Source organism: Streptomyces sp. NPDC102283 (assembly GCF_044766265.1).
Taxonomy (GTDB): domain Bacteria; phylum Actinomycetota; class Actinomycetes; order Streptomycetales; family Streptomycetaceae; genus Streptomyces.
The window spans coordinates 84,216-108,426 of sequence record NZ_JBIWLQ010000006.1; the positions used below are offsets into that span (position 1 = coordinate 84,216).

Here is a 24,211-nt window from a genome sequence, read left to right on the forward strand (position 1 = left end):
CCGGGCCGCACCCGCCCGTGCCGTACGGCGCGTCGCGGGTCGCGGCGCCCCAAACGCCCCTTTAGGGTGGGCGGGCAGTGGGCCCTGCGGGGCCCGGCATCCGCTGCGGACCGCTCGGCCAAGTCGACGGAGCGTCACCACGAGCAAACCGTGGCGCTTTTCATTGACCCCGAAGGGTTCCGGATTGGCTTTCCCGCCGCTGGTGGGGGCAGGATGCGTAATCGGGCGAGAGGGTCTGACATCAGACCCGGGTCCGGGGACTGTCAGAGGGCCCTGGCAGCATCGGCTTCGATCTCACGCCTCACAGGCAAGAAGAACACGGGAGTAACAACATGAACCGCAGTGAGCTGGTGGCCGCCCTGGCCGACCGCGCCGAGGTGACTCGCAAGGACGCCGACGCCGTGCTGGCCGCGCTCGCCGAGACCGTCGGTGAGATTGTCGCCAAGGGCGACGAGAAGGTCACCATCCCCGGCTTCCTGACCTTCGAGCGCACCCACCGTGCCGCTCGCACCGCTCGCAACCCGCAGACCGGCGACCCGATCAACATCCCCGCCGGCTACAGCGTGAAGGTCTCCGCGGGCTCGAAGCTCAAGGAAGCCGCCAAGGGCAAGTAACCGCTCGACGGCGCAACAGAGGGCGGCCACTCCCGACCAGGAGTGGCCGCCCTCGCGTATGCCGGAGGCACATGCGCCCCGCGGGAGGTTCCGCGGGGCGTCCCTCCGGGCGTCGGCCCGGGCGCCCGCAGCCGCCCGGGCATGGTGCGGGGGCCCTAGTCTTCCCCCATGACCTCGGACGCTCTGCCGCCCATGGACGCGGATGCACGCCCGGTGGAATCCGGCCGGAGGCGTAACGCTGTGCGTCTCTCGGTGTCGCTCTGCCTCCTGGCAGCCGCGGCGATGCTGCTGGCCGCCCTTCTCGGCGCGTACGAGTGGTACCTGGCACTGGCGTGCTGGTCGCTCGGCCTCGTGGCGGTTCCGGTCCGCCACGGCGTGACGGCAAGCCGGGAGATGATCCAGGAGGCGTGGCGGCTCCGCACCCGCGGCGTCCTGGCCGAAGGGCGCAGGCAGCCCTTCGGCGCCTACGAGTACGCCGACCTCGACGGGCGGACCCACCGCCTCGTGGACAGCTACGAATCCGCGCAGCGGGTGGAGGTTCTCTACGATCCGGCGGCTCCCGGGCAAACGGCCCAGGTCGGCCGCCGCACCGCCGGCACGCTGGCCTTCGCCGTCCTCCTGTTCCTCCTGTCCCTCGCCATGACCACGGCGCTCGCGGTCATCGGACTGGCGGGGCCGCTCGCCGCCCTGGGCGTCATCTCCCCCGGCATCTTCTCCGGCCTGTACTGAGCCCGGGGCGCTCCGCTCCGGCCCCCGGGGCTCAGGGGTGCATCCGCGCGCCCTTGAGGACCTTGTCCACGGCGTTGCGCGGCCCGTACACGGCGAGGCCCACCAGATCCAGCGCGTCCCGCCCCACCGCCCGTACGGCCGCGCGGTTGTCCCGGTCGTTCCCCGTGCCGAAGAGGTCAGCGGTGAACACGGCCGTCGCCAGCGACCGGGACAGCGCCCTGGCGTGCGCGGCGCTCACCGTCTCCTTCGCCCCCTCGAAGACCAGCACGGGCTGCCGGAGCATCGGCAGATACGCGGTGGAGTCGGCGTCCTCGTAGGGTTCGCCGATCACCTCGGGCACCGCCGTCCCCAGGCCGCTGACCAGAAAGGCGGTCACGTTCAGGCGCTGCCAGGACTCCAGGTCGTCACGGAGCAGCACCGCGACCTTCGTGTCGAAGCGGACGGGAACGCTCCCGGCCACCGCGATCCCGCCCCCGGTCCCGGTATCGGTCCCGCTCCCGGTCTCGGTCTCGTGCGTGTTTCTCATGGTTCGAGACTGGCCGCTGGACCCGGGCGCGGTCTTGTACGTTCTTGGCGTGGCGCCGCGGCAGGAGATCAGGGACGTCGCGGCCTGGCGTCCGGCCGTCGCCGGCGTCGTGGAGGTCCTCCACGCCCGCTTCACCGAGCACGCCTACCCCATGCACGTCCACGACGCCTGGACGCTCCTGATCGTCGACGACGGCGCCGTCCGCTACGACCTGGACCGCCACGAGCACTCCACCCCGGACGGCACGGTGAGCCTGCTGCCGCCCGGCGTCCCGCACAACGGCTCGCCCGCGACCACCGACGGCTTCCGCAAACGGGTGCTCTACCTGGACATGACGCACCTCGACGCGCGCCTCGTCGGACCCGCCGTGGACACCCCCGACCTCGCCGACCCGCTGCTGCGCGCCCGTGTCGGCCGGCTGCACACCGCACTCGCCGACCCGGGCGACGCGTTCGAGGCGGAGAGCCGTCTGGCGTTCGTCGGCGAGCGGCTCCGGGTGCACCTGCGCCCCGGTGGCCTCCCGGCGGGCCCGGTGCCCGGTCGGGGCGTCGCACGGGATCTGCGCGAGCTCCTCGACGACCGGCTGCGCGAGGGGGTCACCCTGGCCGAGGCGGCCCGGCTGGTCCACGCGCACCCCACCCATCTCGTACGGGCCTTCAGCGCGGCGTACGCCATCGCGCCGCACCAGTACGTGACGTCCCGCCGCGTCGACCGGGCCCGCCGCCTGCTGCTCGACGGGATGCCGCCCGGCGAGGCGGCCGCCGCCGTCGGCTTCCACGACCAGTCCCACCTCACCCGGCACTTCAAGCGGATCGCGGGCACCACTCCGGGCCGCTATGCCCGCCATGCCCGCTCTCGCGGCCTTCAGGGGCCCCTCTGACGCCCGACGGCCCGCCGCCCCGGCTTCCGAGTCCGGAGCCGGGGCGGCGGGCCGCTCACGCGGGAACTGCGCGGTGCGCAGTGCTGTGTGCGGCAGCACTGAGCGGCCTTCACGGCGCACGGGGACGGTCAGACGAGAGAACCGCCCGGCAGCTCGACCTTCGCGCCGAGCTTCTCCAGCTTCTCCATGAAGTTCTCGTAACCGCGGTTGATCAGATCGATGCCGTGCACCCGGGAGGTGCCCTGCGCCGCCAGCGCCGCGATCAGGTACGAGAAGCCGCCCCGGAGGTCCGGGATGACCAGGTCGGCGCCCTGGAGCTTGGTCGGTCCCGAGACGACCGCCGAGTGCAGGAAGTTGCGCTGGCCGAAGCGGCAGTCGGAGCCGCCGAGGCACTCGCGGTACAGCTGGATGTGCGCGCCCATCTGGTTGAGCGCGGAGGTGAAGCCGAGCCGCGACTCGTACACCGTCTCGTGGACGATCGACAGGCCCGCGGCCTGCGTCAGCGCGACCACCAGGGGCTGCTGCCAGTCCGTCTGGAAGCCGGGGTGCACGTCCGTCTCCAGCGCGATGGCGTTCAACGCGCCCCCCGGGTGCCAGAAACGGATGCCCTCGTCGTCGATCTCGAAGGCCCCGCCGACCCGGCGGAAGGTGTTCAGGAAGGTCATCATCGAGCGCTGCTGGGCGCCGCGCACATAGATGTTGCCCTCGGTCGCCAGCGCCGCCGACGCCCAGGAAGCCGCCTCCAGGCGGTCCGGGATCGCCCGGTGGGTGTATCCGTCGAGCCGGTCGACACCGGTGATCCGGATGGTCCGGTCGGTGTCCATGGAGATGATCGCGCCCATCTTCTGCAGTACGCAGATGAGGTCCTCGATCTCCGGCTCGACGGCCGCGTTGGACAGTTCGGTGACGCCCTCGGCGAGGACGGCGGTGAGCAGCACCTGCTCGGTGGAGCCCACCGACGGGTACGGCAGCCGGATCTTGGTGCCGCGCAGCCGCTGCGGGGCCTCCAGGTACTGGCCGTCCGCCCGCTTCTCGATGGTCGCGCCGAACTGGCGCAGCACCTCGAAGTGGAAGTCGATCGGCCGGCCGCCGATGTCGCAGCCGCCCAGGCCCGGGATGAAGGCGTGGCCGAGGCGGTGCAGCAGCGGGCCGCAGAACAGGATCGGGATGCGCGACGAGCCCGCGTGGGCATCGATGTCGGCGACGTTCGCCGACTCGACGTGCGAGGGGTCGAGGATCAGTTCGCCCGGCTCGTCGCCGGGGCGGACGGTGACGCCGTGGAGCTGGAGGAGTCCCCGGACCACCCGTACGTCACGGATGTCGGGAACATTGCGGAGGCGGCTGGGCCCGCTGCCGAGCAGCGCGGCGACCATGGCCTTCGGCACCAGGTTCTTGGCGCCTCGGACGCGGATCTCGCCCTCCAGCGGGGTTCCGCCGTGGACAAGCAGGACATCGTCTGTGCCGGTCATGTATCTCGCGTTCCGGAGTGGTCGGGCAGGGGGCCAACGAAAAGGGTAATGGCCTCCTACCCTCCATCCCCAAGACGAAGGGGGGTGTACGAACGTCATGAATCCGCCACAACACCCTCCGCGCATCCGATCTTGCGGAGGGTTACCGTCCGGATGGCCCACCGCGCCCCGTGCGGCGATGCGCTCCCCGTGCCTCCGTGCGCCCTGAGCTGCGCTCGCTCTCCTGAGGGCGGCATCACGGTCACTCACCCCCCGTGGAGGGTGAAGATGCGGGATCATTCCTGCCATGACGGAGGTGTCCTCGCTCACAGGGCGGCTGCTCGTGGCCGCGCCCGCCCTCACGGACCCGAATTTCGACCGGGCGGTGGTGCTGCTCCTCGACCACGACGAGGAGGGCTCCCTCGGCGTGGTGCTCAACCGCCCGACCCCGGTCGGCGTCGGGGACATCCTCGCGTCCTGGGCCGCCCTGACCGGCGAGCCGGACGTCGTCTTCCAGGGCGGCCCGGTCTCGCTCGACTCCGCGCTCGGCGTGGCGGTGATCCCCGGCGACGAGGGTCCGCTCGGCTGGCGGCGGGTGCACGGGGCGATCGGCCTGGTCGATCTGGAGACCCCGCCCGAGCTGCTGGGCCCCGCCCTCGGTTCGCTGCGGATCTTCGCCGGATACGCGGGCTGGGGCCCCGGTCAACTGCAGGGCGAGTTGAACGAGGGCGCGTGGTACGTGGTCGAGTCGGAGCCCGGTGACGTGTCCTCCCCGCGCCCCGAACGGCTCTGGCGCGCGGTGCTCCGCCGTCAGCGCAGCGAACTGGCGATGATCGCCACGTATCCGGACGACCCTTCGCTCAACTGAGCGACGAACCGTCGCTCGGCCGAGGGGCGCCCCATCGTTCAACTGTAGGGACGAACCTCCGCTCGACCGGGGTGACCCTTCCCTCAACCGGAGGCCGCCTCTTTCAGTACCCTTGGCGGTTATGAGCACTCTTGAGCCCGATCGCGGGGCAGGTACGGGGACCCTCGTCGAGCCGACGCCGCAGGTGTCGAGGGGCGACGGCGACCACGAGCGCTACGCCCATTACGTCCAGAAGGACAAGATCATGGCGAGTGCCCTGGAGGGCACTCCCGTGGTCGCGCTGTGCGGGAAGGTCTGGGTACCGGGGCGCGACCCCAAGAAGTACCCGGTCTGTCCCATGTGCAAGGAGATCTACGAGTCCATGGGCGCCGGCGGCGACAAGGACAAGGGCAAGGGCGGCGGCAAGGACAAGAAGTAGGTCCGGACCTCACCTGCTGTCAGGCCCCCGGGGCGTGCGACACCGCGCGCCCCGGGGGCCTTCTGCTTGCCCCGGTCACTCCCGGTGACGGTTTGGTCGCGTTGCACGGGCTGCATCCGCGGGTCACAGAGTGGTCGAGACCACTTGTCGTCGCCGGAACGCGGATCTACTCTCCTGCCAGTTGTGCAGAACGAAACGCACGTTGCACATGATGCAACACATGACCGGTAGGGGTTCCGGATGAAGCTTTCTGCCCGAATTGCCGCCCCGGCTGCGGCGCTTGTGCTGGCCGGCCTCACCGCCACCGCCTGCGCGCCGCAGACCTCCGACACCAGTGCGAAGGGTGACGACAAGAGCGGCACGCTCCGTGTCTGGCTCTTCCAGGAGGTCGGCAACAAGCCCAAGGAGAAGGTCGTCGACACGGCCGTCGCCGCGTTCGAGAAGGCCCACAAGGGCGCGAAGGTCGAGGTCGAGTACATACCGGTCGACACCCGCGCACAGCGGATCAAGGCCGCGTTCAACGACCCCAAGAGCGCCCCGGACCTCATCGAGTACGGCAACTCCGACACCGCCGGATACGTCAAGGACGGCGGACTCGCGGACATCACCGAGGAGTTCGGCGCCTGGGACGAGGCCAAGGACACCGACCCGATCGCCAAGCAGTCCGTCACCGTCGGCGACAAGGTCTACGGCGCGCCCTTCTTCGTCGGCGTCCGGGCCCTCTACTACCGCACCGACGTCTTCGAGGACCTCGGCATCGAGGCCCCCAAGTCCCAGGCCGAGCTGATCTCCACCGCCAAGAAGATCCGCAAGGCGAAGCCCGACCTCTACGGCCTCGCGGTCGGCGGCGCGTACACCTACGGCGCGATGCCCTTCATCTGGGCCAACGGCGGCGAACTCGCGGGCGAGACCGACGGAGCGTACAAGTCCGGCATCAACAGCGAGAAGGCCCGCAAGGGCATCGAGGCCTACACCTCCCTCTTCGGCGACGACAACTGCCCGGCCGCCAAGTGCGCCTCCATGGGCGGCAACGCCACCGTGACCGCCTTCGCCTCCGGCAAGGCCGCCATGGCCATCGGCGGCGACTTCAGCCACGCGGCCGTCGAGGCGGGCGCGGTCAAGGGCAAGTACGCCGTCGTCCCGCTGCCCGGCGTCGCCAAGAACTCCATCGCCCCCGCCTTCGCGGGCGGCAACAACCTCGGCGTCCTCAAGAGCAGTTCGCACCGCACCCTCGCCGTCGACCTGATGAAGTCGCTCAGCGGCAAGAAGACCCAGGCCGAGATGTTCGACGCGATGGGCTTCCTGCCCACCTACACCGACGTCCTGGACAACGCCGCGAAGAAGGAGCCCTTCGTCGCCCCGTTCGTCCAGACCCTGGGCGCGGGCGCCAAGTTCGTCCCCGCCTCGCCCGCCTGGGGCCAGATCGACGCCTCGCTGATCCTCCCGACGATGTTCCAGGAGATCGTCTCCGGCCGTAAGGACGTGGCGAAGGCCTCGGACGACGCGGCGAAGAAGATGGACACGGCCTTCACCGACGCGGGCTGACGATGACCACGCACACCACCTCGCTCAAGGTGCCGCCCGCGGCCGGGAAGGGCGGCGGCACCCCGGCCGCCCGCCCGCCCCGGCGCGGCCGGTCGCTCTCGCCCGCGAACCGGTCCGGCTGGACCCCGTGGCTCTACCTCCTGCCGGCGCTCGTCCTGCTCGCCGGGCTGCTGGTCTACCCGATCTACCAGCTCGGCCTGATCTCGTTCCTGGAGTACACCCAGGCCCAGGTCAGCGGCGGCGAACCCACCACCTTCCAGGGCTTCGGCAACTACGCCACCCTCTTCAACGACAGCCAGTTCTGGCAGGTCCTCCTGGCCACCGTGGTCTTCGCCGCGGCCTGCGTGGTCTCCACCCTGTTCGTCGGCTGCGCACTGGCCGTCCTGCTCACCCGCATCCGCGCCCTGCCCCGGCTCGCGCTGATGATGGCCGCGCTCGGCGCCTGGGCCACCCCCGCGATCACCGGCTCCACCGTCTGGGTCTTCCTCTTCGACCCCGACTTCGGACCGGTCAACAAAGTGCTGGGACTCGGCGACTTCTCCTGGACGTACGGGCGCTACAGCGCCTTCGCCCTGGTGCTCCTCGAAGTCCTGTGGTGCTCGTTCCCGTTCGTGATGGTCACCGTGTACGCGGGCATCCGGGCCATCCCGACCGAAGTGCTGGAGGCCGCCTCGCTGGACGGCGCGTCCCAGTGGCGGATCTGGCGCACCATCATGGCGCCGATGCTCAAGCCCATCCTGATCGTCGTCACCATCCAGTCGATCATCTGGGACTTCAAGGTCTTCACCCAGATCTACGTCATGACCAACGGCGGCGGCATCGCCGGCCAGAACCTGGTGCTCAACGTGTACGCGTACCAGAAGGCGTTCGCGTCCTCGCAGTACAGCCTCGGATCCGCGATCGGCGTCGTGATGCTGGTGATCCTGCTGGCCGTCACGCTGGTCTATCTGCGCCTGGTGAGGCGCCAGGGGGAGGAACTGTGAGCGCGACGACCGACAGTCCCGTACGCGACAGCCCCGTACGCGGTCCCGCGAGCGGCACCACACGCGGCGGCGGCATCGCCAGGCTGCTGCGCGTCAAACGGCCCGGCCGGCTGGCCGCCGAGGCCGCCGCCCTGCTGATCGCCGTCGCGGTCGCCTTCCCCCTGTACTGGATGGTGCTCTCCGCCTTCAAACCGGCCGGGGAGATCCAGTCCACCGACGCCCGCCCCTGGACACTCGCCCCCTCGCTCGACTCGTTCCGCCGGGTCTTCGAACAGCAGGACTTCGGGCGCTACTTCCTCAACAGCCTGCTGGTGGCGGGCACGGTCGTCATCCTCTCCGCGCTGATCGCCTTCCTCGCCGCCACCGCCGTGACGCGCTTCCGCTTCAAGTTCCGCACCACGCTGCTGATCATGTTCCTGGTCGCCCAGATGGTGCCGGTGGAGGCGCTGACCATCCCGCTGTTCTTCCTGATGCGGGACTTCGGCCAGCTGAACACGCTCGGCTCGCTGATCCTGCCGCACCTCGCCTTCTCGCTGCCGTTCGCCATCTGGATGCTGCGCGGCTTCGTCAAGGCCGTCCCCGAGGCACTGGAGGAGGCCGCCTACATCGACGGGGCCAGCCGCACCCGCTTCCTGTGGCAGATCCTCTTCCCCCTGGTCTTCCCGGGCCTCGTGGCGACCAGCGTCTTCTCCTTCATCACCACCTGGAACGACTTCCTGTTCGCGAAGTCGTTCATCATCAGCGACACCTCCCAGTCGACGCTGCCCATGGCGCTGCTGGTCTTCTTCAAACCGGACGAGAACGACTGGGGAGGGATCATGGCGGCCTCGACGGTGATGACCATCCCCGTACTGGTCTTCTTCGTACTCGTACAGCGACGCCTCGTCTCCGGACTGGGCGGAGCGGTAAAGGACTGATGGCATGGCACCCCGGAACTGGAACACCGAGCACACCGACGACACGGGGCCCGTGGACACCGCGGCTCTGGGTCTGATCCCGGCCCCGCGCACCGTGGCCCCGGCCCCCTCCGGGCCGTACCCGCTGGGCCACGAGACCCCGCTGAGCGCCGCACCGGGCACCGAGGGCGTCGCCCGCTGGCTGCGCACCACCCTCGGCGCGGCCACCGGACTGCCGCTGGCCGAGGGCACGGGCGAACGCGGCATCGTGCTCGCCCTCGACGAGGAACTGGCCCCCGAGGCCTACCGCCTCGCCGTCGGAGCCGATGCCGTACGCCTCACGGGCGGCGCCGCCGCGGGCGTCTTCCGGGGTGCGCAGACCCTCCGTCAGCTCCTCGGCCCGGACGCCTTCCGGCGCGCGCCCCTCGCCGCCCGCCGCGCCTGGGAGGTCCCGGCGGTCGTCGTCGAGGACGAGCCCCGCTTCGGCTGGCGCGGCATGATGCTCGACGTCTCGCGGCACTTCCTGCCCAAGGACGACGTCCTGCGCTACCTGGACCTGCTGGCCGCCCACAAGCTGAACGTCTTCCACTTCCACCTCACCGACGACCAGGGCTGGCGCATCGAGATCAAGCGCTACCCGCGCCTGACCGAGGTCGGCTCCTGGCGCTCGCGCACCAAATACGGCCACCGGGCCTCCGACCTGTGGGACGAGACCCCCTACGGCGGCTTCTACACCCAGGACGACATCCGCGAGATCGTCGCCTACGCCGCCGAGCGGCACATCCGGGTCGTCCCCGAGATCGACATCCCGGGCCACTCGCAGGCGGCCATCAGCGCCTACCCCGAGCTGGGCAACACCGACGTCGTCGACACCACCGCCCTGACCGTCTGGGACACCTGGGGCGTCACCCCGAACGTACTCGCCCCCACCGACACCGCCCTGCGCTTCTACGAAGGCGTCCTGGAGGAGGTCCTGGAACTCTTCCCCGCCGAGACCTCCCCGTTCGTCCACATGGGCGGCGACGAGTGCCCCAAGGACCAGTGGAAGGAGTCCCCGCTCGCCCAGGCCCGGATCGCCGAACTCGGCGTGAAGGACGAGGACGGGCTTCAGTCCTGGTTCATCCGGCACTTCGACGCCTGGCTCACCGAGCGGGGCCGCCGCCTCATCGGCTGGGACGAGATCCTCGAAGGGGGCCTCGCCGAAGGGGCCGCGGTCTCCTCCTGGCGCGGCTACGGCGGCGGCATCGCGGCCGCGGAGGCCGGGCACGACGTCGTCATGTGCCCCGAGCAGCAGGTGTATCTGGACCACCGTCAGGACGGCGGCCCCGACGAGCCGATGCCCATCGGGTACGTCCGCAGCCTGGAGGACGTCTACCGCTTCGAGCCCGTCCCGCCGGGCCTCGGCGAGGAGGCGGCCCGTCACATCCTGGGCACCCAGGCCAACGTCTGGACCGAGGTCATGCAGAACCGGGCCCGCGTCGACTACCAGGTCTTCCCGCGCCTCGCCGCCTTCGCCGAGGTCGCCTGGTCCGCCCTGCCCGCCCCGGCCGACCGGGACTTCGCCGACTTCGACGCCCGGATGAGCGCCCACTACGCCCGGCTCGACGCCCTCGGCGTGGACTACCGCCCGCCGGGCGGCCCGTACCCCCGTCAGCAGCGCCCCGGCATCCTCGGCTTCCCGCGCGAGGGAGCGCCGCCCGTGGTGTGACCCCGCACCGCACCGCACCGCCCGGCCGCGGCCGTCCTCCGGGACCGCCGCGGCCGGCGCGCGTCCGGGGCCCAACAGCCCTGCCGCACGCGGCACAGGACCCGCCCCCACGTGCCGGAGCGAGACCGCGAACCGCAATAAGTCGCACAAGCCTCGCTGAAGAGTGGCAATTCACCCTCCCCGCCGAAGAAGTGCGAAACCCGGCCATCTCGCAGGTCAGGGACGGATCCACCCTTCGCGGACCCTCGCGACGGTCCGATCGGAAGATGTGCCAGAGTTGCCACGTCCGGGCTGTGAACACGTACCGTACGGCGGAACAGGCGGGACAGCCGGGAGACCGGGAAGGGGCAGCTGGGTTGACCACGCACGCACCGCAGGCGATGCAGTCGGTGACGCTGCCGGCCTCGTTGGACGAGGCCGTGGCGGCACTCGGCGCCATGCCCGCAGCCGTTCCGGTTGCCGGGGGCACGGACCTGATGGCAGCCGTCAACAAGGGGCTCCTGCGCCCCTCGGGGCTGGTCGGCCTCGGCCGGATCAGCGAGCTGCGCGGCTGGCACTACCAGGACGGCCACGCCCTCCTCGGCGCCGGTCTCACCCATGCCCGCATGGGGCGGCCCGACTTCGCCGCCCTGATCCCCGCCCTCGCCGCCTCCGCCCGCGCCGCGGGACCGCCGCAGATCCGCAACGCCGGCACGCTCGGCGGCAACATCGTCACCTCCGCGCCCACCGGCGACGCCCTGCCGGTGCTGGCCGCGCTGGAGGCCGAGCTGGTCATCGCGGGCCCCGACGGCGCCCGCCGCGAGATCCCCGTGTCCCACCTGCTGGCGGGCCGTGAACTGCTGGAGCCCGCGGAGCTGGTCGGCTTCGTCCGCGTACCGCTGCTGCACGCCCCGCAGGTGTTCCTGAAGGCCACCGGCCGCACCGGTCCGGGCCGTGCCACCGCCTCGGTCGCCATCGTCCTGGACCCGGCCCGCCGGGGCGTGCGCTGCGCGGTCGGCGCCATCGCCCCGATGCCGCTGCGCCCGCTGGAGGCGGAGCGCTGGATCGCCTCGCTGATCGACTGGGACGGCGAGCGGGGCCTGGCCCCCGACGCGCTGGCCGCCTTCGGCGAGTACGTCGCCGCGGCCTGCGTCCCGGACCACGCACCACCCGCCGACGGAACAGAGGCCCCGCCGCTGTCCCCGGCCGTACTGCACCTGCGGCGCACCGTCGCCGCGCTCGCCCGACGCGCGCTGGGGAGGGCACTGTCGTGAGCAATGAGGAAACCTCCAACCAGCACGACCAGCAGGGCCACTCCGAGGGCCCGGACCCCCGTTACGGCGGCTGGGAGCCGACGCCGCAGGGCGACGGGTTCGACGCCGACGCCACCGCGTTCGTCCACCTCCCGCCGGAGGACCTGGCGAACATCCCCCTGGCCGCGCCCGGCCACGGGTACGTCCCCCCGATGATCCTGCCGCTGACCCCGGCCGCGGGGCTGGACCCGGCGGCGACGGGCAGTTGGGTGCTCCAGACGCAGACCCAGCAGGCGCAGGCCGAGCAGCGCGCCCAGGAGACCGCCGCCGCCCAGGAGCCCGGCGCGGTCCACTGGCCGGACCCGAACCAGCAGGGCGGTCAGGGCGGTTACCAGGGTCCTTACCAGCACACGTCGCACGCCACGGCCCAGTGGAACTTCACCGAGGCGTTCGGCGAGGCGGCGACCCCGGAGACGGCCGCGACCCCGGAGGCACGGGGCCCGGAGGCCGGGCACCCCGGCCACACGAACCACGCCGGTCATCCGGACCACGCCGACCAGGCCGGTCATGCGGACCACACCGGTCACACCGGTCATGCGGACCACACCGGTCACACCGGCCAGTGGACGATCCCGGTGGCGGACGGGGATCTCCCGGACGAATCGGGCGAGTTCCTGGCCTCGGCGCACACACCGCAGTGGTATGCGGACAGCGCCCGCCCGGCAACGCTCCCCGGTGGTGCGCCCGCCCCCTGGGCCACACCGGAGCCGGTGGCCGACCCCGTACCCGTGGCGGAGCAGACGCCGGCAGCGGAACCGGCGACGGACGAACCGGCGGAGCGAACAGCCCTTGCGGCGGACGCGGAGCCCGCCGCCACCGCCGACATCGAGGGCCCCGCCCCGGAGAAGGCCGACGCGGCACCCGAGGCGGCACCCGCTCCCGAGGCCGCAGCGGACACGGCACCTGACGCGGCACCCGACGCGGCACCGGACACAGCCCTGGACGGAGCCCCGGACGCGACTCCGGAAGCCGCCCCGGAAGCCGATGCCGTCCCCGCCCCCGCCCTCCTCGACGCACCGAGCGAACACCCGTCCGCGTCCTACCTCCTCCATGTGAACGGCGTGGACCGCCCGGTCAGCGACGCCTGGATCGGCGAGTCCCTGCTCTACGTGCTCCGCGAGCGTCTCGGCCTCGCCGGGGCCAAGGACGGCTGCTCGCAGGGCGAGTGCGGCGCCTGCAACGTCCAGGTCGACGGCCGGCTGGTCGCCTCCTGCCTGGTCCCCGCGGCCACGGCGGCGGGCAGCGAGGTGCGTACGGTCGAGGGCCTCGCCGTGGACGGCGAACCGTCCGACGTCCAGCGCGCCCTGTCCGCCTGCGGAGCCGTCCAGTGCGGCTTCTGCGTCCCCGGCATGGCGATGACCGTCCACGACCTGCTGGAGGGCAACCACGCCCCCAGCGAGCTGGAGACCCGCCAGGCACTCTGCGGCAACCTCTGCCGCTGTTCCGGCTACCGGGGCGTGCTCGACGCCGTCGCGGACGTCGTCGCGGCCCGCGAGGCGAACGCCGAGGCGGCCACGGCGGTCCAGGACGAGGCCCGCGTCCCGCACCAGGCCGAGCCGGGCTCGGGCGGCGTGCAGCAGGGACCCCACCCGCACGAGGGAGAGGCGCTGTGAGGCACGCCGGCGGCCCCGCCGCACAGCAGCGGCACACGCGACACCAGCACCACGTGATCGACAAGGAGGCGGCGTGAGCAGCGACGCGGCCAACGCGACCAGCACCAGCCTGCCCAGGATCGACGCGCTGAGCGGCGGATCCGGAGGCGGACCGGACCAGGAGCTGCCCCGGATGGGCCTGGGGGCGTCGCTCCCCGCCGCCGACTCCCGTGCGAAGACCGAGGGCACCTTCCCGTACGCCGCGGACCTCTGGGCCGAGGGCCTGCTGTGGGCGGCCGTGCTGCGCTCACCGCACCCGCACGCGCGGATCCTGTCCATCGACACCTCGGGGGCCGAGGAGATGCCCGGGGTGCGCGCCGTCGTCACGCACGAGGACGTGCCGGGGGACAGCAACTACGGCCGCCACGTCGTGGACCGTCCGGTGTTCGCCTCCGACCTGGTCCGCCACCACGGCGAGCCGATCGCCGCCGTCGCCGCCGACCACCCGGACACGGCACGGCTGGCCGCCGCCGCCATCGCCGTACGGTACGAGGTGCTGGAGCCGGTCACGGACCCGGAGAAGGCGTTCGCGGCGGAGCCCCTGCACCCCGACGGCAACCTGATCCGCCACATCCCGCTGCGCTACGGCGACGCGGAGGCGACGGGTGAGGTCGTGGTCGAGGGCCTGTACCGCATCGGCCGCCAGGACCCGGCGCCGATCGGCGCGGAGGCCGGGCTCGCCGTACCCCGCCCGGACGGCGGCGTGGAGATCTACACCGCCTCCACCGACCCGCACACCGACCGCGACCTGATCGCCGCCTGCTTCGGCCTGGAACCGGACCGGGTCAAGGTCGTCGTGACCGGGGTGCCGGGGGCGACCGGCGACCGCGAGGACCCGGGCTTCCAGATCCCGCTGGGGCTCCTCGCGCTGCGCACCGGCTGCCCGGTGAAGCTGGCCGCGAGCCGCGAGGAGTCCTTCCTCGGCCACACCCACCGCCACCCCACGCTCCTGCGCTACCGCCACCACGCGGACGCGGAGGGCCGGCTGGTCAAGGTGGAGGCCCAGATCCTCCTGGACGCGGGCGCGTACGCCGACGCCTCCTCCGAATCCCTGGCCGCGGCCGTGGCGTTCGCCTGCGGCCCGTACGTCGTCCCGCACGCCTTCATCGAGGGCTGGGCGGTCCGCACGAACAACCCGCCGTCGGGCCATGTGCGCGGCGAGGGGGCGATGCAGGTCTGCGCGGCGTACGAGGGCCAGATGGACAAGCTGGCCGCGAAGCTGGGCATCGAACCGGCCGAACTGCGGCTGCGCAACGCGCTCTCCACGGGCGACATCCTGCCGACGGGCCAGACGGTGACCTGCCCGGCCCCGGTGGCCGAACTGCTCCAGGCCGTCCGCGACTTCCCCCTCCCCGCTCTCCCCAAGGACGCCCCGGAGGACGACTGGCTGCTGCCGGGCGGTCCCGAGGGCGCGGGGGAGCCCGGGGCGGTGCGCCGGGGCGTGGGCTACGGCCTGGGCATGGTCCACATGCTGGGGGCCGAGGGCACGGACGAGGTCTCGACGGCCACGGTCCGGGTCCACGACGGCGTGGCCACGGTGATCTGCGCGGCCGTGGAGACGGGCCAGGGCTTCACCACGCTGGCCCGCCAGATCGTCCAGGAGACCCTGGGCATCGAGGAGGTCCACGTGGCCGCCGTCGACACCGACCAGCCCCCGGCGGGCCCGGCGACGCACGGCCGCCACACCTGGGTGTCGGGCGGGGCGGTGGAGCGCGCGGCGAAGATGGTCCGCACCCAGCTGCTCCAGCCGCTGGCCCACAAGTTCGGCATGTCCACGGAGCTGCTCCAGATCGCCGACGGCAAGATCACCTCGTACGACGGGGTGCTGTCGACGACGGTCACCGAGGAGTTGGACGGCAAGGAGCTCTGGGCCACCGCCCAGTGCCGTCCCCACCCCACGGAACCGCTGGACGAGTCCGGCCAGGGCGACGCGTTCGTCGGCCTCGCGTTCTGCGCGGTACGGGCGGTGGTCGACGTCGACATCGAGCTCGGCTCCGTCCGCGTGGTCGAGATGGCGGTCGCCCAGGACGTCGGCCGTGTCCTGAACCCGGCCCAGCTGGCGATCCGCATCGAGGCGGGCATCACCCAGGGCATCGGCGCCGCCCTCATGGAGAACCTCCGCACCGCGAAGGGCCTCATCCGCCACCCTGACCTCACCGGTTACGCGCTCCCGACGTCCCTGGACGCCCCGGACATCCGCATCGTGAGACTGGTCGAGGAACGCGACGTGGTGGCACCCTTCGGCGCGAAGCCGGCCTCGGCCGTCCCGGTCGTCACGGCCCCCGCGGCGGTCGCGTCGGCGGTCCGCTCGGCGACGGGCCGCCCGGTGAACCGCCTGCCGATCAGGCCGCAGGCGGCGGTGGCGGCGCCCAAGGGCTGACGCGGCGGTTCGACTAGGCGGCGGTCCCGGCTCAGCAGGGACCGTCGTCGACGGTGACGGTGAGGTCGTACGCGGCGATCGAGGTGCCGCCGCTGTCCGCTCCCGGCACGAACACCCCGCCTCCCGCGGACTTCGCCTCCGTCACGCGCAGACAGACGGCGGTGCCGGACCCGCCGGCCGAGACCTCGTAGTCGTGCCCGCCGGCTCGCTCCACGACGACCTCGTACGAGGGCCCTTGACCTTCGCCCACGCTCAGGAACTCCGCCTTGATCAGCGAGGCGTAACCGTCCTGTGCGTCGCGGGGAATCCGTGACTCGGCCGCCAGAGCCACCCCCGCGCCCTCGGCGGCCTCCTTGACCTCACCGGCGCTCCAGGCCCCCGTGTCGGTGTCCTCCAGGACCGAACACCCTCCGAAGAGGAAGACCCCGGCGACCCCGAACGCGGCGAACCGTCCCACCGCGAGAGCGGCGTCCGACGGCTGCCCCGCCGCCCGCGGGCGTGCCCGCCAGTACAAGCGGTACGGGCCGATCAGGGCGACGACGAGAAACGCCGCGGCTACGACGAACAAGAAGACGACGATGAACATACGCGCGCCTCACGGTATTCGCTGCATTCATGCCTGAGCAAAGGCTCAGATCCTACTCGTCCGCCCGGTGCCCGCGACCGTACGGTTGCGGCGAAGCTGTCCGCACAGCAAGTCCCGGGGGAATACGCGACGTTCGAGAAGGAATGGGCCGAACTGCGCACGGCGGCGGCGGAGCGAAGCGCCACACAGCTCAACGGCGCTCCGGCCGAGGGCGATCTGCTGCACAACGAATACCGTGCCTGCCGCATCGACATCCCGGTCGAAGACGATAGCGGATCCGCCGTGATCGAGGCGACGGTCGGGTGGTCCCTATTCACCGTTGATTTGATGAGCGAGTCGAAGTACGCCAGGAACTGGCAACGGTTGAACGACGAGGTGTTCGTCGAGCTGGAGACCGGGCAGTCGCGCATGAGAATTCTCGTCGTGTGCGGTGTTCCCGGCGCTCCGTCAGGGCGACGGGAGGGGCTGCCTCTCCAGATGGCAGGCAGGCAGGTGCGGGTACGTACTCCCTTGGAGGAGTTCCTCGAACCACACGACCAAAGAGGACTCCGAGTTCCGCGGCTGTTCGACGGGCAACGCTCGTGAGAAACAACAGGGCACAGCACCGGAGACCGGGTGACATCTTGCATGGGCGGAACACTGAAGGGCGCAGGTGTGGCGAGGCGCGGACAGGCACTGACGGCGATGGCTATGGTGATGGCTCTCGGCGTCGGAGGGACCGCGTGCGGTTCGGGGCCGGAGCCTCAGTCGCCTTACGTGGATGTGGCGGAGCTGTGCGGCGGGGTGTTCGCCGGCCGAATGGAGAAGACGGTTCAGGCCGTGGCCGGTGGAACTGTCTTCAAGAGGCGTGGCGGAGACGGTATGGACAAGGTGATCGAAAAGATCAAAGAGGGGTACGCCTCCGATCATAGTTGGTTGGTCAAGCAAAATCTTTGCGAGATATCCGTCAGGGGAGGCTCCTTCCTTGACGCGACCGCCATATCCTTCAGTGTCCATGAGCCTCAGGATGTGGGTGACCCAAGGCATCCCGCCGGTGCGCGGCTGTTCTCGCTCGGCAAGGAAGCGGTGGCCAACACGCGTTCCGCAGGTCTCTGCTTCGAGTGTGTCAGCCCGCAGATCGAAGGGTCGGGGCGGATCCCGGTACGCGTCCGTGGAGGGTTGGGGAAGGCGAAGGACCGAGGCGACGCCGTGGAGGATCTGGTGGCCAACCAGTCCGTTCTGCACTCCGCGTCTCTGGCCGTGGCAAAAAGGCTCGGCTGCACGAACAACGGTGGTCTGCCGGAGAAGCTCGATCCGGATCCGCAGCCCACGGCGTGAGGAGTTCCAGGGGCCAAGGGGAGGGGCAGCGTGATCACTGAGCCGGAACTGGTGGGCGAACCCGGGCCGGGCGGGCCCACGGACGTGGTGAGCGGGTTCGACCCGGGGCAGGGGCCCGCGGGCGGCGGCCGACGCCGGGTGCGGGGGCTGCTGTGGGCCGCCGCCGGAGCGCTGACGGCGTCGGCCGTGTGGGCGACGGCGGTCTTCGGCTACGGGATCGGCGGCGACCGGAAGCCCGACCCGCGGGGCTACCGCGTGGAGTCCGACACCTGCGCGGCGGTGGAGCTGAAGGCGCTCGGCAAGGCGCTGGGGAAGCCGGCGGCCGAGCCGTCGACCGAACTGGACGGCATCGAGCACCCCGCCCTCCGCCGCATCCGCTGCACCGTCGACTTCACGGTGGCGGCGAAGCGGCCGCCGGACGGCGAGGAGGCCTCGGGCTGGTCCACCGGCTATCAGGCCTCCCTCACGGCCGAGTTGCACAAGGAGACCGACCCGCGACCCGAGTTCGAGGCCAGCAGCACGCTGACGGAGATCGACGGCACGGGCGTGGACCGGGTGGAGCGCGTGCCGGACCTGGGCGACCTGGCGTATCTGCTGATCATGGAGGACGAGTCCCTGCGCGTGCAGGTGGTGGACGGCGGTGCCGTCGTGACGCTCACCCTGTCCTCCTGGATGTCTCCTCCGGACATGGACAACGAAAGGGGCGACCTGCCCGACGTGGTGGACCAGCCTGAGATGCTCGCCTACCGGGGCGATCTGATCAGCGACACCCGCGAGGTGATGAAGGCCCTGAGGAGCGAGTGACCGGCCGGCCGGCCTTGCGGAAACGGAAGCGACCGTCCCCGATGACGGGGACGGCCGCTTCGCGATGGAGACCGTGACCGGATTCGAACCGGTGTAACTCGAGTTGCAGTCGAGCCCCTGAACCTCTCGGGCACACGGTCGAGCGTGGTGCGGTGGCGCTGTTCTCGTTCTCCTGCGGTGCTTCTCCTGCTGTGCTTCCTTGCTGTCCACGACGTTACGGGCCGTCGCCCGCCGCCTCAAGGAATCCGGCCGGCCCGCAACGCGACTGCCATACGCCGTTCACACCCGGGCCGGCGCCGGGGCCCGGGACCTACGACCAAGGGCCGAGTGCGGTGCCACACATCGACAGGGTTCAAACGGCCCCATGCCCCTTACGCTGGGCCCATGACCGCCCTCGAACCGCGCGACGGCGCCGATGCCGCACACCTCGCGCCGCCCGCGACCGACGATCACTCCCCGGACCCGCTGTCCGACATCCCCCTCGCAGCCGTCGAAGGGGTCCTCGGGCGCACCTACCGGGCGCTCAGCATCGGCATCGTCTCCGTGGTGTTCCTCATCGCGTTCGAGGCCACGGCGGTCGGCACGGCCATGCCGGTCGCCGCGCGCGAGCTGAACGGGATCCCTCTCTACGCCTTCGCCTTCTCCGCGTACTTCACCACCAGCCTGTTCGCCATGGTCCTCTCCGGGCAGTGGGCCGACCGGCGCGGGCCGCTCCAGCCGCTCGCCACCGGGATCACCGCGTTCGGCGTCGGGCTGCTGCTCTCCGGGGCGGCCACCAGCATGTGGGTCTTCATCGCGGGCCGGGCGGTCCAGGGGCTCGGCGGCGGGCTGGTCATCGTCGCCCTGTACGTGGTCATCGGGCGGGCCTACCCCGAGCGCATCCGGCCCGCGATCCTGGCGGCCTTCGCCGCGAGCTGGGTGATCCCCTCCGTCGTCGGGCCGCTCGCCTCCGGGACGGTGACCGAGCACCTCGGCTGGCGCTGGGTCTTCGTCGGCATCCCTGCCCTCATCGTGATCCCGCTCGTCCTGGCCCTCCCGGCGATCCGGCGGACGGCCTCCGGGCCCGCGGACCCGGCCGCCGCCACCGAGCCGTACGACCGCCGCCGCATCCGGCTCGCGCTGGGGATCTCGGCCGGGGCGGGGCTGCTCCAGTACGCGGGGCAGGAGCTGAACTGGCTCGCCCTCCTGCCGGCCGCCCTCGGCGTCGCCCTGCTGGTGCCCGCCGTCCGCGGACTGCTGCCCACCGGGACCGTACGGGCGGGGCTCGGGCTGCCCTCGGTGGTGCTGCTGCGCGGGGTCGCCGCCGGATCGTTCGTCGCCGCCGAGTCCTTCGTACCGCTGATGCTGGTCACCCAGCGCGGGCTCTCCCCGACGATGGCCGGGCTCTCGCTGGCCGTGGGCGGGGCGACCTGGGCGCTCGGTTCGTTCGTACAGTCCCGGCCGCGCATGGAGCCCCACCGGGAGCGGCTGATGGTCAGCGGCATGGTGCTGGTCGCCGCCTCCATCGCCGTCGCGCCCTCCGTGCTGATCGAGGGGGTCCCGGTCTGGACCGTCGCCGTCGCCTGGGCCTTCGGCTGCTTCGGGATGGGCATGGTGATCGCCTCCACCAGCGTGCTGCTGCTGAAGCTGTCGGCCCCGGAGGAGGCGGGCTCCAACTCCGCCGCCCTCCAGATCTCCGACGGGCTCTCCAACGTGCTGCTCCTGGCCGGCGGCGGCGCGGCCTTCGCCGCGCTCGGCGGCGGGGCGGTGGGCGCGGCCGCGCACGGGGCGGTGGAGGCCGGAGCCGCCGGCTCGCACCCGGGCGCGTTCGCCGCCGTGTTCCTGCCGATGGCGGGGGTGGCGCTGGTGGGGGCCTGGGTGGCGACCCGGGTCGTCGTGCGGGAGAGAAACGGCAGCTGAGGGGCGTGCGGGCGGGCTTCGGAGCCCGCCCGCGGGTCGGGTACCGGCGCTGCGGGCGTCCCGGCCGGGTCGGGTGCCGGACCCGGCCGGCGTCCCTGTGAAGAGCGTCTCAACGGAACCGCACCACGGCTCGTTCGTACGAGATCTTCTCCGGGCCCCCGGTAGGGTGGCCCGGTTGTCGTATCGCGGGCCGGTCCGATCAGGGCCGGGTCCGGTGCGGACAGCGCCCCACGTACCCGAGAGCCCCGAACCGGAGACCGTGACTACTACCACCGCCTCCCACCACCTCTCACCCGCCTTTCCCGGCCGCGCCCCCTGGGGCACCGCCGGCAAGCTGCGAGCCTGGCAGCAGGGCGCCATGGAGAGGTACATCCAGGAGCAGCCGCGCGACTTCCTCGCCGTCGCGACGCCCGGCGCCGGCAAGACCACGTTCGCGCTGACCCTCGCGTCGTGGCTGCTGCACCACCACGTCGTGCAGCAGATCACCGTCGTCGCCCCGACCGAGCACCTCAAGAAGCAGTGGGCGGAGGCGGCCGCGCGGATAGGGATCAAGCTCGACCCCGACTACAGCGCGGGCCCGCTGAGCAAGGAGTACCACGGGGTCGCCGTGACGTACGCCGGTGTCGGCGTCCGTCCGATGCTGCACCGCAACCGCTGCGAGCAGCGCAAGACGCTCGTGATCCTCGACGAGATCCACCACGCCGGTGACTCGAAGTCCTGGGGCGAGGCCTGCCAGGAGGCGTTCGACCCGGCGACCCGGCGGCTCGCGCTGACCGGTACGCCGTTCCGTTCGGACACCAACCCGATCCCGTTCGTCGCGTACGAGGAGGGCAACGACGGCATCCGCCGTTCCTCCGCCGACTACACCTACGGCTACGGCAACGCGCTCGCCGACGGCGTCGTCCGCCCGGTCATCTTCCTCAGCTACAGCGGCAACATGCGCTGGCGCACGAAGGCGGGCGACGAGATCGCCGCGCGGCTCGGCGAGCCGATGACCAAGGACGCCATCGGGCAGGCCTGGCGCACCGCGCTGGCCCCCACCGGCGACTGGATCCCCAACGTGCTCTCCGCCGCCGACAAGCGGCTCACCGAGGTCCGCAAGGGCATCCCCGACGCGGGCGGGCTCGTCATCGCGACGGACCAGGAGTCGGCGCGCGCGTACGCCAAGATCCTCAAGAAGGTCACCGGCGAGACGCCGACCGTGGTCCTCTCCGACGAGAAGGCCGCCTCCAAGAACATCGACCGGTTCAGCGGGGACGAGTCGCGCTGGATGGTCGCGGTCCGCATGGTGTCCGAAGGCGTCGACGTGCCACGCCTCGCCGTCGGCGTGTACGCGACGACGATCTCCACGCCGCTCTTCTTCGCCCAGGCGGTGGGGCGCTTCGTGCGGTCCCGCCGGCGCGGCGAGACCGCGTCCGTCTTCGTGCCGACGATCCCGATGCTCCTCGACTTCGCCAACGAGATGGAGGTCGAGCGCGACCACGTGCTCGACAAGCCGAAGAAGGGCAGCGACGAGGAGAACCCGTTCTCCGAGGAGGACAAGCTCCTCGCCGACGCGGAGCGGCTGGAGGACGAGGAGACCGAGGAGCAACTGCCCTTCGAGGCACTGGAGTCCGACGCGGTCTTCGACCGGGTGCTGTACGACGGCGCCGAGTTCGGCATGCAGGCCCACCCCGGCTCCGAGGAGGAACAGGACTACCTCGGCATCCCCGGGCTCCTGGAACCGGACCAGGTCCAGCTCCTCCTCCAGAAGCGGCAGAGCCGGCAGATCGCACACAGCCGCCAGAAGCCGGCCGAGGAGGCCGACCTCCTGGAGAAGCCCGCCGACGCCCGGCCCGTGGTCACCCACAAGCAGCTGCTGAGCCTGCGCAAGCAGCTCAACACGATGGTCTCCGCCTACACCCACCAGAGCGGCAAGCCGCACGGCGTGATCCACAACGAACTGCGCCGGGTCTGCGGCGGCCCGCCGAGCGCGGAGGCCACGGCGCACCAGATCCAGACGCGCATCGTGAAGGTCCAGGAGTGGGCGACGCGCATGACGTGATCGGGAGGACGGGAAGGAGGAGGGCGGGCGCGTACGGATGCGCGTTCCGCCCTCCTCCCGTCCTCGCCGGGCCCTCAGCCGTTCGCGGGCTCGGGGACCCGGACGGGCAACGCTGCCTCGTCCGCGCAGCCGAGTTCCCCGGCCAGGGCACGGGCGACGTCGTTGAGGACGGTAGAAGCGGCGCGGGCGCGCTCGCTGACCCGGCCGAAGTCCTGACGCAGTGCGAAGGCCGCGTCTCCGATCGCGGCCAGATCCGTCCGGTTGACCGCGAGGTCTCCTTGCGGGCTGCCGTCCCCGCCACCCGGTTCCGGCGGTACCTGGTTCAGCTGCACCCGCTGCGACCGCTGGTCGGCCGCGTCGGCCTTCAGCTGTTCGAACTCCTCCCGCGCCATGGATCCGAACGCCTCCCGTGAGCCCGGCCGTCCCTCTGCGGGCGGTCGCGTGTCAGGGAAGCTACCCATCATGTGCGCCGCGAGGTCGCCCCAACCGTTCTTCGTCACACATTCCGAACAGATGGAGCTGCCGGCTTCCGGTGGTCGTGGCTTTTGCTGGTCGCGTCGGGAGGCGCGGGGAATCGTGTACCAATCCTTTACGCAGTGTTAACGCCTGTTCACCCCCGGGTGCGCACTCTCGTGCACCCGTCGTGACACGTGAACGCGCGTAGATGTCCGCTTTTCGGACGTCGTCCCGCTGACCGGCCCTTATGCGCGGGCCGTTCCGGGGCTCCGGGTCCGGAGACCGGATTCTGGACGAGGACTTCCGCTGAGCGGACTGGATCGCTACTGTCCCCGCCATATGAACGCCCCGTGGCAACGCCGCCGCGGAGCGCAGCCGGTGCCTTGCCAGGCCGGCGGCCTCTCCGTGCGTCGCCGCTGGGACCGGCGTCGCAACCCCGCCGGAGCAGGACCGTCGTCGCTCACCCCGAAGAGGAGAGGGCGTCGTGACAGCGGAGACCTCCCAGACGCTCGACCGAGGACTGCGCGTCCTCAAACTGCTCGCCGACACCGATCACGGCCTGACCGTCACGGAGTTGTCCAACAAGCTCGGTGTCAACCGGACCGTCGTCTACCGATTGCTCGCCACCCTGGAGCAGCACGCCCTGGTCCGCCGTGACCTGGGCGGCCGCGCCCGGGTCGGCCTCGGTGTGCTGCGGCTCGGCCGACAGGTGCACCCGCTCGTCCGGGAAGCCGCGCTGCCCGCGCTGCGTTCCCTGGCCGAGGACATAGGGGCCACCGCCCATCTCACGCTCGTCGACGGCAGCGACGCCCTCGCGGTCGCCGTCGTCGAGCCCACCTGGACCGACTACCACGTGGCCTACCGGGCCGGCTTCCGGCATCCGCTGGACCGGGGCGCGGCGGGCCGGGCCATCCTGTCCGCCCGGCAGACGACGGAAGCCGGACACCCCGGCTACACCCTCACCCACGGCGAGCTCGAAGCCGGGGCCAGCGGGGCGGCCGCGCCCCTGGTCGGGGTCTCGGGCGTGGAGGGCAGCGTCGGTGTCGTCATGCTCGCCGACGCCGTACCGGAGCGGGTCGGGCCCCGCGTGCTCGACGCCGCCCGGGAGGTGGCCGACGCGCTGCGGTAGGCGCGTACCGGCCGGGGAGCGCCCGGGCCCGCCCCCG

The 24,211-nt window shown here is 71.8% G+C and carries 22 protein-coding genes and 1 tRNA gene; 18 read left to right on the plus strand and 5 right to left on the minus strand.

Annotation, left to right across the window (positions count from 1 at the left end; all coding sequences use genetic code 11):
* Nucleotides 1-332: 332 nt before the first annotated feature.
* A complete protein-coding gene (locus ACIRJT_RS13915; RefSeq protein ID WP_003968811.1) occupies nucleotides 333-614 on the plus strand; it encodes an HU family DNA-binding protein in 282 nt (93 codons plus the stop codon).
* A 168-nt stretch (nucleotides 615-782) separates the two neighbouring features.
* Complete coding sequence (locus ACIRJT_RS13920; RefSeq protein ID WP_403908365.1) at nucleotides 783-1,343, plus strand: hypothetical protein; 561 nt, start codon at nucleotides 783-785, stop codon at nucleotides 1,341-1,343.
* A 31-nt stretch (nucleotides 1,344-1,374) separates the two neighbouring features.
* On the opposite strand, the gene ACIRJT_RS13925 is transcribed toward ACIRJT_RS13920, so the two are convergent.
* Nucleotides 1,375-1,869: a DUF2000 family protein gene (locus ACIRJT_RS13925; protein WP_403908367.1), complete on the minus strand. Its 495-nt coding sequence runs from the start codon at nucleotides 1,867-1,869 to the stop codon at nucleotides 1,375-1,377.
* A 49-nt stretch (nucleotides 1,870-1,918) separates the two neighbouring features.
* On the opposite strand from ACIRJT_RS13925, the gene ACIRJT_RS13930 reads away from it, so the two are divergent.
* Nucleotides 1,919-2,749 (plus strand): AraC family transcriptional regulator, encoded by an 831-nt coding sequence (locus ACIRJT_RS13930; RefSeq protein WP_403908369.1) that lies wholly within the window; start codon nucleotides 1,919-1,921, stop codon nucleotides 2,747-2,749.
* 128 nt (nucleotides 2,750-2,877) lie between these two features.
* Here ACIRJT_RS13930 and murA read toward each other — a convergent pair whose 3' ends face one another.
* The gene (gene murA, locus ACIRJT_RS13935) at nucleotides 2,878-4,218 is read right to left on the minus strand and encodes a UDP-N-acetylglucosamine 1-carboxyvinyltransferase (protein ID WP_030589197.1); all 1,341 of its coding nucleotides are present in this window, start codon (nucleotides 4,216-4,218) and stop codon (nucleotides 2,878-2,880) included.
* Between the two features lie 286 nt (nucleotides 4,219-4,504).
* Here murA and ACIRJT_RS13940 point away from each other — a divergent pair, with 286 nt between their 5' ends.
* The 9 genes from ACIRJT_RS13940 to ACIRJT_RS13980 all read left to right on the plus strand — a co-directional run bounded on the left by ACIRJT_RS13940 (nucleotide 4,505) and on the right by ACIRJT_RS13980 (nucleotide 15,939).
* A complete protein-coding gene (locus ACIRJT_RS13940) occupies nucleotides 4,505-5,065 on the plus strand; it encodes a YqgE/AlgH family protein (RefSeq protein ID WP_403908371.1) in 561 nt (186 codons plus the stop codon).
* A 121-nt stretch (nucleotides 5,066-5,186) separates the two neighbouring features.
* On the plus strand, nucleotides 5,187-5,483 hold the full coding sequence (locus ACIRJT_RS13945; RefSeq protein ID WP_006124925.1) for a DUF3039 domain-containing protein: 297 nt from the start codon (nucleotides 5,187-5,189) through the stop codon (nucleotides 5,481-5,483).
* Between the two features lie 240 nt (nucleotides 5,484-5,723).
* Nucleotides 5,724-7,028 (plus strand): extracellular solute-binding protein, encoded by a 1,305-nt coding sequence (locus ACIRJT_RS13950; RefSeq protein WP_403908373.1) that lies wholly within the window; start codon nucleotides 5,724-5,726, stop codon nucleotides 7,026-7,028.
* A gap of 2 nt (nucleotides 7,029-7,030) precedes the next feature.
* On the plus strand, nucleotides 7,031-8,011 hold the full coding sequence (locus ACIRJT_RS13955; protein ID WP_403908375.1) for a carbohydrate ABC transporter permease: 981 nt from the start codon (nucleotides 7,031-7,033) through the stop codon (nucleotides 8,009-8,011).
* A gap of 74 nt (nucleotides 8,012-8,085) precedes the next feature.
* Complete coding sequence (locus tag ACIRJT_RS13960; RefSeq protein WP_219614117.1) at nucleotides 8,086-8,928, plus strand: carbohydrate ABC transporter permease; 843 nt, start codon at nucleotides 8,086-8,088, stop codon at nucleotides 8,926-8,928.
* 4 nt (nucleotides 8,929-8,932) lie between these two features.
* The gene (locus tag ACIRJT_RS13965) at nucleotides 8,933-10,615 is read left to right on the plus strand and encodes a beta-N-acetylhexosaminidase (protein WP_403908377.1); all 1,683 of its coding nucleotides are present in this window, start codon (nucleotides 8,933-8,935) and stop codon (nucleotides 10,613-10,615) included.
* 356 nt (nucleotides 10,616-10,971) lie between these two features.
* Nucleotides 10,972-11,868, plus strand: coding sequence for an FAD binding domain-containing protein (locus ACIRJT_RS13970; RefSeq protein ID WP_403908379.1), 897 nt, complete (start codon nucleotides 10,972-10,974; stop codon nucleotides 11,866-11,868).
* Nucleotides 11,865-13,520, plus strand: a complete 1,656-nt coding sequence (locus ACIRJT_RS13975; protein ID WP_403908381.1) for a 2Fe-2S iron-sulfur cluster-binding protein — start codon at nucleotides 11,865-11,867, stop codon at nucleotides 13,518-13,520. Before ACIRJT_RS13970 ends, ACIRJT_RS13975 begins: the two co-directional genes overlap by 4 nt.
* A 73-nt stretch (nucleotides 13,521-13,593) precedes the next feature.
* Nucleotides 13,594-15,939, plus strand: a complete 2,346-nt coding sequence (locus ACIRJT_RS13980; RefSeq protein WP_403908383.1) for a xanthine dehydrogenase family protein molybdopterin-binding subunit — start codon at nucleotides 13,594-13,596, stop codon at nucleotides 15,937-15,939.
* 31 nt (nucleotides 15,940-15,970) lie between these two features.
* Here the strand turns inward: ACIRJT_RS13980 and ACIRJT_RS13985 are convergent, their stop codons facing one another.
* Entirely contained in the window at nucleotides 15,971-16,525 is a 555-nt protein-coding gene (locus ACIRJT_RS13985; protein WP_403908385.1) for a hypothetical protein, read from the minus strand.
* Between the two features lie 282 nt (nucleotides 16,526-16,807).
* Here ACIRJT_RS13985 and ACIRJT_RS13990 point away from each other — a divergent pair, with 282 nt between their 5' ends.
* The 3 genes from ACIRJT_RS13990 (at nucleotide 16,808) to ACIRJT_RS14000 (ending at nucleotide 18,646) form a co-directional block, all read left to right on the plus strand.
* Nucleotides 16,808-17,110 (plus strand): hypothetical protein, encoded by a 303-nt coding sequence (locus ACIRJT_RS13990; RefSeq protein ID WP_403908387.1) that lies wholly within the window; start codon nucleotides 16,808-16,810, stop codon nucleotides 17,108-17,110.
* A gap of 171 nt (nucleotides 17,111-17,281) precedes the next feature.
* On the plus strand, nucleotides 17,282-17,842 hold the full coding sequence (locus ACIRJT_RS13995) for a hypothetical protein (RefSeq protein ID WP_403908388.1): 561 nt from the start codon (nucleotides 17,282-17,284) through the stop codon (nucleotides 17,840-17,842).
* 30 nt (nucleotides 17,843-17,872) lie between these two features.
* Nucleotides 17,873-18,646: a hypothetical protein gene (locus tag ACIRJT_RS14000; RefSeq protein WP_403908390.1), complete on the plus strand. Its 774-nt coding sequence runs from the start codon at nucleotides 17,873-17,875 to the stop codon at nucleotides 18,644-18,646.
* A 65-nt stretch (nucleotides 18,647-18,711) separates the two neighbouring features.
* Here the strand turns inward: ACIRJT_RS14000 and ACIRJT_RS14005 are convergent.
* Nucleotides 18,712-18,786, minus strand: a tRNA-Cys gene (locus ACIRJT_RS14005).
* 244 nt (nucleotides 18,787-19,030) lie between these two features.
* Between ACIRJT_RS14005 and ACIRJT_RS14010 the strand changes: the two genes are divergently transcribed.
* Both ACIRJT_RS14010 and ACIRJT_RS14015 read left to right on the plus strand, forming a co-directional pair.
* Complete coding sequence (locus tag ACIRJT_RS14010) at nucleotides 19,031-20,545, plus strand: MFS transporter (RefSeq protein ID WP_403908392.1); 1,515 nt, start codon at nucleotides 19,031-19,033, stop codon at nucleotides 20,543-20,545.
* Between the two features lie 259 nt (nucleotides 20,546-20,804).
* Complete coding sequence (locus ACIRJT_RS14015; protein ID WP_403908394.1) at nucleotides 20,805-22,589, plus strand: DEAD/DEAH box helicase; 1,785 nt, start codon at nucleotides 20,805-20,807, stop codon at nucleotides 22,587-22,589.
* Nucleotides 22,590-22,663: 74 nt separating this feature from the next.
* Here ACIRJT_RS14015 and ACIRJT_RS14020 read toward each other — a convergent pair whose 3' ends face one another.
* Nucleotides 22,664-22,981 carry a hypothetical protein gene (locus ACIRJT_RS14020; protein ID WP_403908395.1) on the minus strand — a complete coding sequence of 106 codons (318 nt, stop codon included), beginning with the start codon at nucleotides 22,979-22,981 and terminating at the stop codon, nucleotides 22,664-22,666.
* 548 nt (nucleotides 22,982-23,529) lie between these two features.
* Here ACIRJT_RS14020 and ACIRJT_RS14025 point away from each other — a divergent pair.
* Nucleotides 23,530-24,174: an IclR family transcriptional regulator gene (locus tag ACIRJT_RS14025; RefSeq protein ID WP_018958460.1), complete on the plus strand. Its 645-nt coding sequence runs from the start codon at nucleotides 23,530-23,532 to the stop codon at nucleotides 24,172-24,174.
* The last annotated feature ends 37 nt before the right edge of the window (nucleotides 24,175-24,211 follow it).

What these genes read in the sequence shown, in the direction of transcription:
- ACIRJT_RS13915 (WP_003968811.1), top strand. Translation starts at nt 333, where the DNA reads ATGAACCGCAGTGAGCTGGTGGCCGCCCTGGCCGACCGCGCCGAGGTG.
- ACIRJT_RS13920 (WP_403908365.1), top strand. Translation starts at nt 783, where the DNA reads ATGACCTCGGACGCTCTGCCGCCCATGGACGCGGATGCACGCCCGGTG.
- ACIRJT_RS13925 (WP_403908367.1), bottom strand. Translation starts at nt 1,869, where the DNA reads ATGAGAAACACGCACGAGACCGAGACCGGGAGCGGGACCGATACCGGG.
- murA (WP_030589197.1), bottom strand. Translation starts at nt 4,218, where the DNA reads ATGACCGGCACAGACGATGTCCTGCTTGTCCACGGCGGAACCCCGCTG.
- ACIRJT_RS13940 (WP_403908371.1), top strand. Translation starts at nt 4,505, where the DNA reads ATGACGGAGGTGTCCTCGCTCACAGGGCGGCTGCTCGTGGCCGCGCCC.
- ACIRJT_RS13945 (WP_006124925.1), top strand. Translation starts at nt 5,187, where the DNA reads ATGAGCACTCTTGAGCCCGATCGCGGGGCAGGTACGGGGACCCTCGTC.
- ACIRJT_RS13950 (WP_403908373.1), top strand. Translation starts at nt 5,724, where the DNA reads ATGAAGCTTTCTGCCCGAATTGCCGCCCCGGCTGCGGCGCTTGTGCTG.
- ACIRJT_RS13955 (WP_403908375.1), top strand. Translation starts at nt 7,031, where the DNA reads ATGACCACGCACACCACCTCGCTCAAGGTGCCGCCCGCGGCCGGGAAG.
- ACIRJT_RS13965 (WP_403908377.1), top strand. Translation starts at nt 8,933, where the DNA reads ATGGCACCCCGGAACTGGAACACCGAGCACACCGACGACACGGGGCCC.
- ACIRJT_RS13985 (WP_403908385.1), bottom strand. Translation starts at nt 16,525, where the DNA reads ATGTTCATCGTCGTCTTCTTGTTCGTCGTAGCCGCGGCGTTTCTCGTC.
- ACIRJT_RS14010 (WP_403908392.1), top strand. Translation starts at nt 19,031, where the DNA reads ATGACCGCCCTCGAACCGCGCGACGGCGCCGATGCCGCACACCTCGCG.
- ACIRJT_RS14020 (WP_403908395.1), bottom strand. Translation starts at nt 22,981, where the DNA reads ATGGCGCGGGAGGAGTTCGAACAGCTGAAGGCCGACGCGGCCGACCAG.